We start from the raw sequence: 15,030 nt of genomic DNA, 5'->3' as shown, positions 1-15,030 counted from the left end.
TAATGACTTTACGTGCTTATGTAATAACTCTACTACTTCAGATACCTTTATTTTTTTATGGTCAAACGAACCAGCAAGTAGATTTACCGAAATACCTGACTCAGGATGAAGTAAACATGATTCAACAAGGATTTAGTACTCAATCTCAGGGTCAGCCAGTTACCTTTGGGGGACCCAATAGTTGTATTGGAAATTGCGGAGATCAGGCACCCGGAGGATGTTGGTGTGATGCAAATTGCGTAACCTACGGCGATTGTTGTGCTGATTACCAAACTGAATGTGCAGGTGGTTCCGGAGGAAGCAATTGGCCTTTACCTTCTTCATTTACGGTGCCGGGAGAGTTTGAGGAGGTACAGGCAGTTCTAATTCGATGGGGATGGAATACAAACCAAACAAAGCTGTATGTAGACTTATCGGATGCAATTCAACAGGAAGCAGAAGTATGGATTTTAGTTGGGTCGGCTGCTGACACGAATACCATACACAATCATATGGCAAGCTATGGAAAGAGTCTGACAAATCATAAATTTTTGATAGCTCCCACCAATTCAATTTGGGTTAGAGATTACGGCCCCTGGGGTTTTTACCATGGCTCAAACGATTCATTGGCTATGGTTGATATGCAGTATTACGCTTCCAGGCCATTTGACAATGCAATACCACAGTTTATAGCTGATTATATGGATATCCCAATTCACACATCTTCTATTTATCAGGAAGGTGGAAATTTAATGGTAGATGGTTTCGGGCATGCATACCATAGCAGCGGATCCTATGACAGAAATCCCGGCTGGACTCAGCAGGCAGTCAGAGACACTCTGGAACGTATTCTGGATTTACATGGACAGACTGTTGTAGACAGATTGCTGTGTGACGGCGGCACCGGCCATATTGATATGTATGCAAAACTGCTGGATGACTACAGAATACTTGTAACTGAATACCCCTCTGTTGTAACAGCTTCTGACAGACAAAGAATTGAGGATAATGTTGCCGTTTTTGAATCACAAATTACCACTTACAATGAAAATCTGAAAGTAGAAAGAATCGGAATGCCCAGAAGAAATGACGGAACCTATTCAACCTCCTGTAATCAAATAAATAATGATGCAAGAGGCTTTGTCAATGGTTTGTTTGTTAACAACACTTATATAATGCCTGCCTATTCAAGTGCTTTCTCCGGAGATGTAGCCGGTGACTCTGCCGCAGTGCAAAGATATAGAGAGCTGCTGCCGGGATACAATATCGTGCCAATAGATGCAAGACCACTTACAACACAAGGTGGAGCAATTCACTGCATTACTATGCAAATACCCGCAGAAAATCCCGTTCGATTCTGGCACCCGCCAATAACAGATATGCAAGCTTTTTTACCGGAATTTAATATACTTTCACAAATTACAAATAGAAGTGGCATAGAAACAGCCACTTGCTACTGGCGGATTAAAGGCTCCTCAAGTTGGAACACTATTCCATTAACAGATAGTGCAGGTTATTTTACAGCAACAATACAGAACAACTTTACTGTTAATGACACGATTGAGTATTATTTATTTGCCAGAAGTAACAACCAAAAAGAAATGACCAGACCGATAACTGCTCCGGATGGCTTTTATACTTTTTACTTTGATGATAATATAGTCTATGAATACGATGCAGCCGTAACAGAAATCATAGAACCCTCTACAGCCGTTTGTAATGATGTAATTAATCCAATTATTGAAATTACTAATTATGGTAACAGATTATTAGACTCTGTGCAAATTGTATATGGTATAGCTGGAAGTACTCAACAAATGACCTGGTATGGAAATCTTATGCCCGGAAGTTCCACAAGTGTAAACCTTTCACAAGTGAATTTACCTGCCGTCGGTGATTATACTTTCACTGCTTACACCAGTTTGCCAAATGGTGAAATAGATGAAAATACTTCAAATGATACGATGCATCTCGAATTTTTTAAAGGCCTGACTGTTGATTTAACAGTAATTACAGATTGCTGGGGCGATGAAGTTACCTGGAATTTTGAAGACAGTTTACAGCAGATTGTCTTTAGCGGTGGTGTTTATCCCAATCTTGCCGGAGGTGGAACTTATCTTCATAGTATTTGCCTAAGAGCAGGTTGTTATACTTTCAATATTTTTGATGGATACGGAGATGGAATGCACGGCAGTCAATACGGGAGTTGTAATGTAGACGGAGATTACTACCTTCTGGATAATAACGGTGATTTACTTTTTGAAATGACCGCCCCAAATGCTGATTATGGATACGGAACCAGTCATTCCTTTTGTATAGAAGATAGTGATTGTTCTCCAAGCATTTACCGTACAGTTAGTAGTGGCGCCTGGAGCAATGAGTTGAATTGGGAAAGCTCTTGTGACGGGATTAATTTCTATCCGGCTACAGCAGCCCCTTCAAGTGATGAACAAGTAACAGTTATCATACAAAATAACCATCAAATAACATTAGATGTTTTATACAACACGGCTAGTGAGAATGAGATTTTTATAGAGTCTGATGCAAGTCTTAGCATGGCAGATGCCTTATCTGATTTTCACTTCAGCACATTAGATATATCCGGGGAAATGACAATGAATCATTTAAATTTTCTTCCAACCGGAGATATTACTGTCCAAAATGAAGGTATTTATGAGCATGCTGTTGATGGAAATTCAATCCCTGCAATAAGCTGGGAAGCCGGTAGCGTTTTTCTGCTAAGTGGTATTGTAAATAACAGCTCCACATTAAATGGAATAAATCAGCAATTTTCTAATTTTATTATAAATTGCAACCTCGACTCTGGATTTGACTTTTATCTTGACGGCACTAACACAGAGGTGCTTCAAACTCTAACCTTAGCCGGTAGTGGAAATGGACGTATCATTCAACAAAGTCAGGAACTTCAGACCGGTTCTGTTCATCTTATAGATGGCATTTATGAAAAAGCCAATAATGAAAATATTTTGTTTGTAAGAGAAGACTGGATAACTGAAAATGCTTTATTTATACCTGCAAACGGAGAAGTTATCTTCAATGGTTCGTATAGTTCAAACATCATTTCTGTTTATGGAGAAACCCTAAATTTCAACAAGTTGGTATTAGAAAAGGACGGAAACTCTTATAACTTAATTGTTACAGCAGATATAGATATATTGGAAATGCTTTTGATAGAAAGTGGTAAAATGTATTTTGAACAAAGTGAGAGCAAAGCCGGAAATGTAAATATAATCAGCTCGGATAGTGAGCTTATTCTTGAAAATGGCTCCGTACTGGAGGTTTCAAATTAGTTTTTGGGTAAAAGGAGTTAGAATTCCCTTTTAAAAAATACAAGATTAAAATTCGAAAACTATAAAGTTTTAACTTTTGCAGCTGTATGATTTTCAATCATTTCTTCCAAATAGTCAGAAAAGCTAAAGCTAATTACATTAAAATGCATCTTATCCGTAAAAGGCAATTCATTAAAACTTTTCTTCCATTTTTCCAAAACTTCAATTTGTTCTGAAGTATCATACGCTTGTATATACTGTCTGGTATATTTTACCATATAATTATAAGGTTCAGAGGTCATCTCGTAACCGGCCATTTGTCTTTTAATTGACAATTGTAAGCTCTCTAAAATTCTGTAATTACCTAATCTGAAATGAACCCAGTAACTGATTACTCTGGCACCAAGCAATTTATAAGGTTGTTCATGTTTTTTACAAAATCTAAAAACTTTCTCTAACCAATCCAAAGCAGTTTCAAAATCTCCTTTTTTCATAAATAATAATGCAAAGTTCATCAATAGCATTGTTCTGAAATCCGTGCCTAACAATCTTTGTTTCTTCAAAAACAATTCTGTATTTGAATCCAGCTCACTAAAATCGTTACTAGACATCATTTGTAAATTCTTTACTTGCATTAAAGCGGCAAGCGCATCGAAGTTAGTCTCCGACAATTCCGCTAACTCTTCTATTATCTTTTCCCCTTCCTGTTCAAGTAAATCTTTTCTTTTAAAATTATTTAAGGAAACTATAATGTTCCTTAACAAAAGAGTCTTCATATCTGAATAAAATTCAGCAGTCGGAAACTCATTTAAGAGGCCAATCGCTTCATAAGCACTTTTCAGGCTTTTATCTATATCAGCTATCATCAGAAAATACAGAGATAAGATATTATGGCGCTTAATTTTTATCAAATTACTTTCAGTGCTGTTTGTTTCAGTCATTACCGGATCTTGTAAAAGACTTTCTACTTCACCCCGCACTTTCTTATTTTCCTTCAATGTTGTAATCCTAAAATTGATGTCTTTTATATAATAATAGATATAATCCAAGCGATAGTTTACCAGATTATCTTCAAAACATTGTTTGTAGTCAACAAAAACCTTTGGATCAATGTCCATTTTAAGCGACCCTAATTTATAATCCATCTCATAAATAGCCGGCATAATGTGAAAAAGTCCCTTTTCTATTACAAAAGCCTTCACTGTTTGGAGTGTATTAGTCGCTTCATCATAAAGCCCCTTTAAGATTAATACTTTTATCTCTGATAACTGCTTTAATACATTTATTTCTACATTATCATTATTATAATCTATTAATGATTGAATAATTTCTGTTTTCAGGTAAGATTTTAACTTATGTAAAGGCTGTTTACATCCCGCTTTTTCCAATTCCTTAATAAGTCTTTTTTGGTCAAAAATATTCTTCTTTTTGACAAGGGTATACAGATTAAAGTAGAATGTGTTTTTTCTGGCAGATTTTACAAAAAACTTCTCCTCCTTTTCAGTCATTGACTGAAGAATTTTAAACACTACATCTTGCCGTATATCCATCTTTATTACATTTATTTTTGAGCTTATCTAAATTATAGAAATAATTTTTTGACCCCATTTTTTTAAGTGACAATTTTATACACTAAAAACCTCCAATTTACTCAAAAAGTAATTTTACTATTTATTTTATTTACAAATGTGTATGAGGTGTGACAGATAAGTAATCAAACAATCAGGCTTTGTTTCTCTTTATTCAGATTGATCTTTTAAATAATCTTAAAAAATTATGCAAAGCTATAAACAACAAATAGTATAGTATTGTTTATCAGTTGCTTAAAAAATATTCTCCCTGAGCAATGATTTTAAAATCACCTTTTATCAAAATAGATTTAGAATTTTTTATATGCCCTTTCAGGTAACCACCTCTTGGACTCAATTGAATAGCTTCTAATTCTTGTTTTTTTAATTTTTCACTCCAGTACGGGAAAAGAATTGCATGTGAAGAGCCGGTTGCATGATCCTCTAACTGTTGCACATGAGGAACTATTGTTCGGCTTACAAAATCAGCTTTAGTAGATTGTGCAGTAACGGTATAGCCAAAAACAGAAGATGTTCTCAGTAAATCAAAATTCACTTTCATTTTTCGCAAACTTTCTTCATCCTTTACTAACACCATGTCTTTATTCGACGTTTTATGGTATTTTAACACTTCTACCCCCAATGCTTTCTGAACGACATCCGGCACCGGTATTTCTTTATCAATTTTGATTTTATCAATTTCCATGCCGCAACTATTTCCCTCAAAATCATGCAAAACAATAGTTTGTTCGTCTTTTTTAAGATAGTAGTTAGCAATGGTATTATTTTCTTCAAACAAAAAAGCGGCCGCAGCTACTGACCCATGCCCGCATAAACCAATTTCCCCGTCAGGAGCAAACCATAAAACCCTAAAAGTATCTTCTCTATCTGTTTTTACCAAAAAAGTAGTTGCCGGCTGGTTTAAATCATTAGCAATTCCCTGCATTTCATCTTTTGAAAGCTGATTTTTTTCACACTTTATGACAGCAGAAATATTACCTTTAAGTCCGGCACTTTGCTTCGTAAAAACAGAAATCATAGTGTAATGCAACTTCATTTCCATTAAATTTAAAAAAACTAAAGAGATAGAATCTTTTAACTCTTATCATTATAACACAAATAACTTAATTTTCTATGTTTTTGATTAGTTATTTTGAAGAACTTGACTATTATTTTTTTTAAAAAACCTGTATTTGCAATTATTAATATATTACTTTCGATGAAAATTCCTTCTATGGATAAAAATAAAATACCGAATACCATTCAGGGTTTATGGCCTGTTATAATACAAGATTATTCCTCCGGAAAAGTAATTGGCTATGAACATTTAGACAATGATGCTTTTCAAAAGTGCATAAAAAAGAATAAGCTTTATTTTTTAAAAAATAGCAAAATTACTACCCCTCCTATTTTATCCGGAAAGTTTAAACTGAAATCTTTTGTGCCTGCCAAAGACAAGCAAGTTTTTGTAGCAAGCATTAAAACAGATGAGTCGGTAGTTAAGCTATTTAATGATTACAAATTACAAAAGACTCAAACTAAAAAGCATTTTATAGATACAGCAATGCAACACTTTATCATTTCAAAAAATGAAGTATCTAAGTCACCAAGCGGCACCATGCAACGGGGTCTTAATAAATTAGCTCAAAAATTTGGGGAAGAAGCTTTTGAATTAGTCATTGAGGCGAAAGAAAATAATTCACCGGCCTTTCGTGCAGAGGCAGCCGATGTTTTATATTATTTTTTGGCCCTAGTAGCTGAAAAAAAGGAAACCCTCGAAGATATTTTTGAAGACCTCAAAAGAAAAATAGAAGCAAAAAGCTAATCCTCTTCGTTGGACACTCTAAATAAAAATTCTTTTTCTTCTTTTGATAGGCTGTCATAGCCGGAAAGAGAGATTTTATCCAAAATTTGATCAATTCTACCTTGCTTATCAATATCTGCCTGAGAAGCGTTTGATTGATTTTGCTTGGTCCCTTTTTGACTACGGTTTACGTTTTGCGTTTCGTAACGTACATTTTTATTTTTGTAGGCAACTTTAGGACCTTTTTTTCTCACTTTAAACAAAGACTTTACAACATTAACGGCTATGTCAAAGCCATTGGTAATGTCGTACCCACGGTTTAAATTTCGTATATAAAAGAAGCCGAAAATTGCTCCGCCGAGATGCGCAATATGTCCGCCGGTATTTCCACCCGGAATACTTATAAAATCAAGTATCACCACGAAAATTGCAATATATTTTATCCTAACAGGCCCTAAAAACAACATGTATATAGTATAATTAGGCGCCATAGTTGCTGTAGAAACTACCACTGCCAAAACACCTGCTGAAGCACCCAGAGCCATAACATTGGCAACATTGGAGCTTAGACCGGGAAATAAATTATACGACAAAATCATTAGAAAAGCACCTGCAAATCCACCAAAGAGGTAAACCGGCAATAATTTTCTTTCACTTAAAAATTCCCTGAAAATTCTTCCGAACCAATAGAGCCAAAGCATATTAAAAAGGATATGAAAAAAGCCTACATGCAAAAACATGTGAGTGACCAAAGTCCACGGACGTTTAACCAAATCTAATAAAGAAGCCGGTAAAGTAAACCACTGCAATAAATTATTAAAGGTTTGATCAACAAGACTCCCGTCAGCTACAAAAAGATGAAGAAAAACACGCACAGTATGGACAGTTAAGAATACACCCAAATTGATTAATATCAATTTTATGAGCATACTTCCATTACTGAATTGCCATTTTAAATCATCTAATATGGAGTTGTTTCCTGTCATCAAAAGAAATTTCTACTACTTTTATTCCAATATTTAATTAATATAAACCCAAAAAGCATGCCACCTAAATGTGCGAAGTGAGCTATATTACTCCCTCCTGAAAACGAACTAAAGCCGGCATAAAGTTCAAATAGTCCATAAAATATAACGAAATATTTTGCCTTTATTGGTATAGGAGGGAACAAAAGAAAGAGCCGAGTGTTCGGAAAAAGCATACCAAATCCTAATAATATTCCGAAAACAGCGCCGGAAGCCCCAACTGTAGGGATATTAACATTTGCACTATAAAGTTCCTGAGCTAAAGAAACAGACCGTTGTATATAAGCCGTATTATCCGGTTGCATACTCCAGTTTGCTAAAAACTGATTAACCGAACCTCTCATCATGCCCGTTGAATGGCTTTGAACAAGCTCCCTGAAAGCTAAAAAAGAAGGATCCTGTATATACATCTCCACCGCATTCTGCAAACTGTAAAGAGAATAAGCCGTTACTCCCATGTGAAGTGCTGCTGCACCGAGTCCGGTAAAAAAGTAAAAAAACAAAAATCGCTTTGGCCCCCAGACATTTTCCAGTGTACTGCCAAACATCCAGAGCGCAAACATATTAGAAAAAATATGAAGCATCCCGCCATGCATAAACATATGCGTCACGAGCTGGAATGGTTGAAAAAATTCAGACTCAAAAAAGTGTAAGCCCAAAATTCTGATTAAACTTATTCCAAAATTACTTTCAAATACAAAGGTTCCTAAAAAAAGCAAACCATTGATTATTAATAAATTTTTAACTACAGGAGGCAATATGCTGAAACCACCCGGGCCTATTCTGTTCATCATAAAATTGTATTTATAAATTGATTGAAGCGAATTTAGTCAAAAACACAGGAACCTAACTTATGTTTTCGTCCAAATGTCTGCTGTCAAATCAATGATTAAATCGGTTTTCTAATTCATCACTATCTAAACATATGTAAGTCTTCTTTCTTTCCGGAGAAATCCCGGGTTCCTTACAGGCAAAAAGCTCGTCTATTAATTTTTGCATTTCTTCCTCTTTGAGTTTTCTGCCGGCTTTTATTCCAAGTTGCTTTGATAAACACCTTGCCAGTAAAATATATTTTTCCTGTTTCTTGCCTGAAGCACTGATTTTATACAATTCCAGCAATTCATGTATCAGGTTACTTCCTTCTGTGCTTCTGATTTCAGATGGCACTCCATGTAAAATTAAGGTGTTTTTGCCAAACTTTTCAATATCAAAGCCCAGTGTATTTAAATCTTCCAACAAATCTTCTATCAAAGAATAATCCCCGGCACTCAGTTCAATATTTTCCGGAAAAACTAATCTTTGTGAGCTAGTTTGATTCAAATCAAAACGCTCTATATATTTTTCAAATAAAATCCTTTGGTGCGCATATTCCTGATTAATAATTATCAATCCTGAGGAAATAGAGGATATAACATACTTTTTATGGAGCTGAAAAGTCTTAGGCATCTCTATAGATTCAACGGGTCGGCTCTCATGACCTGTCTGCTCATTCCGGGTTTCAAAAGATAAACTGCTGGATATAATCTTTGAAGCTTCATTTTCCGTATCCGTGTTTAAGTCCCGGTAGGCAGTTGCCCAATTCCTGATATTTTCCTTTTCCTGAGGAGTTTTTTTAGGAAAAGCAGATATATTTTGTTGTGATCCGGCATCACTTGATTTCGGGCTTTGATTCTGAAATCCCGGCAAGTGACGAAAGCGGCTGTCCACATCAAAATCAAGGCTTGGCATAGCTCCAAACTGGGTCAGGGATTTTCTTATGGATGCGTTTATAATCTGATAAATAACTCTTTCATCTTCAAACTTAATTTCTTGTTTTGTGGGATGTACATTCACATCAATTTTTGAAGGATCTAACTCCAAAAACAAACAAAAAAAGGAAAAACTCCCCTCCGGAATGAGTTTATCATAAGCCGTTTGTATAGCATGGTTGATATAGCCGCTTTTGATAAATCTGTTATTTACAAAAATAAACTGCTCCCCCCTTGTTTTTTTAACAAAGTCCGGTTTGCCGATGTAACCGTTTATTTTTAAAATTTCGGTATCCTCCTGAACAGGAAAAATCTTTTCCCGGTAATTTTTTCCGAAAATATTAACAATTCGTTGTTTTAGATTGCCCTTTGGTAATGAAAAAACATCTTTTTCATTATGTGTCATTTGAAACTGTATATTGGGATAAGCCAAAGCAATCCGCTGAAACTCATCAATTATATGTCTGGTTTCTACCGGATCTGATTTTAAAAAATTTCTGCGGGCAGGGATATTATAAAATAAATTTTTTACACTAAAAGTAGTCCCGTGTTTGCATTGACAAGATTCATGAGCTGAAATTTCAGAGCCTTCAACTCTTAGAAGAGTTCCCAACTCCTCATCTTGCAATCTGGTTTTAATTTCTACTTTTGAAATAGCAACTATAGAAGCCAAAGCCTCCCCTCTGAATCCCATAGTGCGTATAGAAAAAAGGTCTTCTGCCTTTCTGATTTTTGATGTTGCATGGCGACTAAGTGCAAGTCTTGCGTCAGTATGAGACATACCGCTTCCATCATCAATTAACTGAATTAAGGTTTTTCCGGCATCTCTTATATTTAGTTTTATCTCGCTACAGCCTGCATCAATGGCGTTTTCCATTAACTCTTTAACTACAGATGCAGGTCTTTGTATCACTTCTCCGGCAGCTATCTGATTAGCAATAGCATCCGGTAATAATTTAACTATATCAGACATGAAGTTGTTCTTGCATTAGGTAAGTATCCAATAACAAAGATACAATAGAATACCCAGGATTATAAAAAAACGAAGTCTGGATTGATTTAATGATCGGCTAATGGAAGGTCGGCTGTTTGTTCTGGCCTTTTTAAAATTTTGAGCTATTCTGATTTTTAAAAGCTCTTCTTCAGTTGTAGCTTCCTGCTCTTCTTCGGGACGGTTAAGTTTTGCTAATCGGACTCTTTTTTCCAAATCTTCCTTTTCCGGGTCGTAGTAACGCGGGTCGTAATTAAACCGATTATGTTCAGGTATTTTGAAAAATACTGATCTTATCTTAAACATCTTGCTTCAGGTATTTTAAATCTCAATATACTTCAAACGCACTTTTTTAACTTTCCTTATCTTTTTCCTCGTTTTCTTCCGATTCCTTTACACTTTCCTCTTCTTCAACGATTTTGGTTGTTTTCAAAACAATAGATTTTTCCTTGAACAAGTCTCTTCTCTTTTTTGCGTTTTCCAGCTTTTTTTCTGCTTCAACCAGCAATGGGGAGCTATTGTTTTTTCCACTAAAGGTAAAGAGAGCCATCGAGTCTTCAAGCTTAACCAACTCATCTTCTGCTTCCCTAAGCTTATTTTTTACAAAGCGCTTTTCCCGCTCAATTAAATCTTTTCCATTTTCAGATTTCAGAAAACGCTTTAACTTTTGGCGGAAGCTGAACATATCCTTTTCATCATCATGAATATCAAGTTTTGACTGATGCTTTCTGACGATATCATTAAATTGTTGACTCAACTTTTTTTCGGAAATGAAATTTGCACTACCGGCCTTTAACCATTTATCCTGCCACTGACTGAGCAAATCTAATGCCTCCTCTTTATCATCCGGCATTTCAACTTTTTCAAATTCAGTTAACAGCTGTCTCTTTTCTTCTTTAATTTCAGATTTAACTTCCTGCATGCTTTCAAAATGCTGCTTCTTTTTTTCAAAAAAGCTATCTGAAACTTCTCTTAATTTTGCCCAAAGCTTATCTTCTTCATTGGAGCGTAATCTTCCGGACTGCTTCCAGTCTTGCTGTAATTTCTTAACCTCATCGGTAGATTGATTCCAGTCTCCGGGTTCTTTTGCCAATTCTGCAATTCTATCAATTATAGCTACTTTCCGATCTTTTATCTCTTTCCTCTTCTCGCGCAATTCATTGAAAAAAGTTCTTTTCCCGTTAAAAAACACATCTAATTCATTGTTAAAAGTATCCCAGATTTCTTTATTCTTCTTTCGGGAAACAAATCCTGTTTTGCGCCACTCTTTAATTACTTCAGAAACTTTATCGCTTTGTTCATTCCACTCTTTTATGAGTGTGCTTTTAATTTTATTTAACTCCCGGATTCTTTCAATCAGCAATTCCTTTTGCTTGACAATAACTTCCTGTTCTTCATCCTTTTTTCGGAAAAAGTCTTCAATTTTGTCTGCAATTTTTCTGTAAGATTCCCAAAATTCATTTTTCAAATTTTCAAAATCTTCCTTTCTGACCATTCCGCTGTCTTCCCACTCCTTACGATACATTTTTAGGAAAGCATCTGTTTTCCATATTTCTGCTTCGCTGTCTAACTGCCTGACTTTTTCAATTATTTCTTCCCGCTGCTCTTTATTTTTCTTAAAGTGCATATCGCGGAATTCCTTATCAATTTCTATTTCATGATAAAACTTTTGCACTTCCGCATTAAACTGATTTTTAAGATCTCTGTAGGCTTCTTTTTTCAGGCTGCCTAATTTATTCCATTCCTCACGGATACTATTGAACAAATCGTACTTATCCTTTATAGAAATGGCTTTATCGGTTTGATTTATGAATTCAAGGCGTTTTAACAACTCCTTCTTTTTCTCAAGTATTTCATTGATTATTTCATCCTTTTTCTCTTTCCAAACCTTATCTTTCTCTTTGAATTTTTCTGCCAGTGCTTTAAACTCTTTATTGAGTTCTATGGATTTTTGAATCTCTTCCGGTGTCTTTTGATTTTTATCATCACCTTCGAGCTTACTCAGCTTGGCTTCGTGAAACTCCTGTTCCATATACTCTCTGAAGACATCCGACAAGCTGCGAATTTCATCTCTTAACTCAGCATTGTAATCAAGTTTATCAATTTCCTGTAATCTCTCCAGAATCTCTGCTTTATTCATACCCCAGATCTTTAATTTAAATTATAAACAAAAATAATAGAATGTATTATACTATTGAGTGTTTTTACAAAAAATAAAATTCAAGTTACCGAATTTTCATACGCAACTTGAATTAAAAAGTTTAATTATGTGAAAAATAAGCTATCTAAGCTTATCAAAACTATATGGTTTATCCGGCTTTTCATCACCCAAAAAATGCTCAAAGGTATCCCCTCTTAAGCCAAGTCGTAATGTTTCCAACGGAAGTACATCATTTGGCGCTATATTTCCCAGATTTACATTGCTGCCCAAAAGTTTAATAAACCAAACTTGCTGGTCCTTTTGCGGAGCTTCCCATAATATCTTTTCACTCTTTATTTTGCTTAAAATTTCTTGTACCAGACCTGAACGCACCTCTCCGGTACCCCTGTAAATACCTACTGTTCCGGCTTCACGTGCTTCGGCAATCACCTTTTCAGCTCCGGCTTCCAGTTCAGCTTCCATTAATTGAAGCCAAATGTAAGGCGGGATAATTTTTTCTGCGTCTTTGCTGCCCACTTCTGACAAAACGGTGCAATAGTTAGACAACTCCTTTATATACTCACACTTTTTATCGTGGCTTATTTCCAGTGAGCCGTCAGAAACCTCTACATATTCCAGTTTATATTTTTTCACTACCTCGATATAGTCTTTGAACTGACCTCTTGCAATAAAAGCTTCAAACAAGGTTCCTCCAAAATAAACAGGTATCCCACAGGATTTGTAAACTGCTATTTTTTCACTAAGATTTTGAGTAACATAGGCCGTTCCAAATCCAAATTTTACTATATCGGTATAGGGTTCGGCTATTGATAAAAAGTTTTCAATCTCAGGAATACTTAAGCCTTTGTCCATGACCATTGTCCAACCGTTAGAACGGGGCTTTGCAGTCCTTTCCGGTATGTTTTTAAGAAGTATTTCTCCCATTTTTTTAATTTGTTTTATAGATGTCCATCAAGCGGATAATTTCGCTATCATCAAACATAGAAGGGTAAATTTGAAATGCTTTAAAATAAGCGTTATAATCTTTAGAGCAGGCAATTTCAAAACAGTCAATCGCTGAATTTCTGCGACCGTTTTCATATAAAAAAGCTGCTTTTATGAATAAAAGTGCACTTTCATCCGGGAAATGTTTAATCGCTTCATCAATACGTGACACTGCCAGAGAAAGCTCATCTGTTTTATAAGTAGAAAGCACATAAGACTTCCAGGTTGAAACATCATTCGGATTTACCGATAGTGCCTGTCCGTAATGTTTGGCAGATGCTGTAAAGTCAGAACACTTGGATAGTGCTTTTGCCAGTGCTTTCAGGTATTTAGTATTTTGATCGTTTACTTTTACTGCTCTTTCAAATGAGTGAATGGCATTATCATATTTCCCCTCTTTTGCATAAGTTTTACCGATTTGAAAAAAGGCTTCATGCATATAAGGATCAAGCTTTGTAGCTTTTCTGAAGTAATATCTCGCCCTGTTCAGGTCGTTTAATTTTTTATTACACAAGCCCAGCTTAAAGTAAATTTCTTTTTGTGAAAGCTCTCTGTTCGTTTGATTCAAAATTGCAGCCTCCTGAAAATATTCGGCAGCTTTTTTATAATCTTTAAGCTTAAACAAAACTTCAGCACAGTCACGGAAAGCATAATGATGCTTTTCATTGATTGCAATAGCAAACTCAAAGTATTCAATTGCTTTTTCGAAGAAACCCAATCCTGAATATGCATTTGCCAGATTGTACCAGGCTTGATAAGAATAAGGCTTTCTGTCTATCAGTTTAGTGTGAAAATCTATACTCTCTTCATAGTTTTCTAAAATTTCAACACAAAACCACATTCTTTCCAATGCTTCGTAATTTTCGGGATCTATTTCGAGTGTTTTTTCTAAATTGATAAATACCTCTGAATATTTTTCCCAGTCTTCAAATACATCTGCTTTTTCCAGATACAAATCGGGGTATTCTTCTTCATCTGCATGACTGAAAGCTTTTTGAACTTCTTCAAGAGCATTTTCGTGCATACCGTTCCAAAGAAAGATGTCTGCTCTTAATAAATATATCGAAATGTCTGAGGGTGAGAATATTTCTGCTTTTTCCAATACTTCCAGTGCTTCGTCATTATTACGCTCATCGAAAAAAATCTGCGCTTTTTTAATGAGGAAAAAAGAAGAAAAAGGATACTGCTCAGTAGCAAATCCTATTGCATCCAAAACTTTTTTATGGTCGCCCATTTCTTCGTAATACTCAACAATTTGTTCGAGGGCACTTTCTTCAAAGAACCCTACGTCTCTATTGTCGAGCATTTTTTCAAAACGCTCTACCAATTCAAAGAACTCCGGATTTATATAGTCGTCAAAATTTTTTTCAAACATACGTTCTTAACAGGATTTTAGACAAGGTAAAAAGTTTTAAGCTAAAAATCAAATAAGCTTTACTGCAAATCAAGATATTTTTTCGAACTTTCCGAACTGAAATCT

11 protein-coding genes are annotated in these 15,030 nt (G+C 35.3%); 2 read left to right on the top strand and 9 right to left on the bottom strand.

All coding sequences use genetic code 11. The annotated features are described in order from the left end of the window. The first annotated feature begins 2 nt into the window (after nucleotides 1-2). The gene (locus EA412_08580) at nucleotides 3-3,290 is read left to right on the top strand and encodes a hypothetical protein (GenBank protein ID TVR78482.1); all 3,288 of its coding nucleotides are present in this window, start codon (nucleotides 3-5) and stop codon (nucleotides 3,288-3,290) included. A gap of 59 nt (nucleotides 3,291-3,349) precedes the next feature. Here the strand turns inward: EA412_08580 and EA412_08575 are convergent, their stop codons facing one another. Both EA412_08575 and EA412_08570 read right to left on the bottom strand, forming a co-directional pair. Further along, nucleotides 3,350-4,819, bottom strand: coding sequence for a hypothetical protein (locus EA412_08575; GenBank protein ID TVR78481.1), 1,470 nt, complete (start codon nucleotides 4,817-4,819; stop codon nucleotides 3,350-3,352). A 265-nt stretch (nucleotides 4,820-5,084) separates the two neighbouring features. Beyond that, nucleotides 5,085-5,900 (bottom strand): PhzF family phenazine biosynthesis protein, encoded by an 816-nt coding sequence (locus tag EA412_08570; GenBank protein ID TVR78480.1) that lies wholly within the window; start codon nucleotides 5,898-5,900, stop codon nucleotides 5,085-5,087. A 156-nt stretch (nucleotides 5,901-6,056) separates the two neighbouring features. Between EA412_08570 and hisE the strand changes: the two genes are divergently transcribed. Next, nucleotides 6,057-6,662 (top strand): phosphoribosyl-ATP diphosphatase, encoded by a 606-nt coding sequence (hisE, locus tag EA412_08565; GenBank protein TVR78479.1) that lies wholly within the window; start codon nucleotides 6,057-6,059, stop codon nucleotides 6,660-6,662. On the opposite strand, the gene EA412_08560 is transcribed toward hisE, so the two are convergent. The 7 genes from EA412_08560 to EA412_08530 form a co-directional block, all read right to left on the bottom strand. Then, nucleotides 6,659-7,627 carry a rhomboid family intramembrane serine protease gene (locus EA412_08560; protein ID TVR78478.1) on the bottom strand — a complete coding sequence of 323 codons (969 nt, stop codon included), beginning with the start codon at nucleotides 7,625-7,627 and terminating at the stop codon, nucleotides 6,659-6,661. The two genes, hisE and EA412_08560, sit on opposite strands and share 4 nt — an antisense overlap. Further along, nucleotides 7,627-8,457: a rhomboid family intramembrane serine protease gene (locus EA412_08555; protein ID TVR78477.1), complete on the bottom strand. Its 831-nt coding sequence runs from the start codon at nucleotides 8,455-8,457 to the stop codon at nucleotides 7,627-7,629. Before EA412_08555 ends, EA412_08560 begins: the two co-directional genes overlap by 1 nt. Nucleotides 8,458-8,548: 91 nt before the next feature. Next, entirely contained in the window at nucleotides 8,549-10,387 is a 1,839-nt protein-coding gene (mutL, locus tag EA412_08550) for a DNA mismatch repair endonuclease MutL (GenBank protein ID TVR78476.1), read from the bottom strand. A gap of 15 nt (nucleotides 10,388-10,402) precedes the next feature. Next, on the bottom strand, nucleotides 10,403-10,711 hold the full coding sequence (locus tag EA412_08545; protein TVR78475.1) for a hypothetical protein: 309 nt from the start codon (nucleotides 10,709-10,711) through the stop codon (nucleotides 10,403-10,405). A 46-nt stretch (nucleotides 10,712-10,757) separates the two neighbouring features. Beyond that, nucleotides 10,758-12,545 carry a DUF349 domain-containing protein gene (locus EA412_08540; protein ID TVR78474.1) on the bottom strand — a complete coding sequence of 596 codons (1,788 nt, stop codon included), beginning with the start codon at nucleotides 12,543-12,545 and terminating at the stop codon, nucleotides 10,758-10,760. A 141-nt stretch (nucleotides 12,546-12,686) separates the two neighbouring features. Further along, nucleotides 12,687-13,490 (bottom strand): phosphosulfolactate synthase, encoded by an 804-nt coding sequence (locus EA412_08535; protein ID TVR78473.1) that lies wholly within the window; start codon nucleotides 13,488-13,490, stop codon nucleotides 12,687-12,689. A 4-nt stretch (nucleotides 13,491-13,494) separates the two neighbouring features. Continuing rightward, entirely contained in the window at nucleotides 13,495-14,925 is a 1,431-nt protein-coding gene (locus tag EA412_08530) for a tetratricopeptide repeat protein (protein ID TVR78472.1), read from the bottom strand. Nucleotides 14,926-15,030 lie beyond the last annotated feature (105 nt).

It is taken from the genome of Chitinophagaceae bacterium (genome assembly GCA_007695095.1).
GTDB lineage: Bacteria > Bacteroidota > Bacteroidia > Chitinophagales > REEL01 > REEL01.
This window is presented reverse-complemented; position numbering and strand designations above follow the sequence as displayed.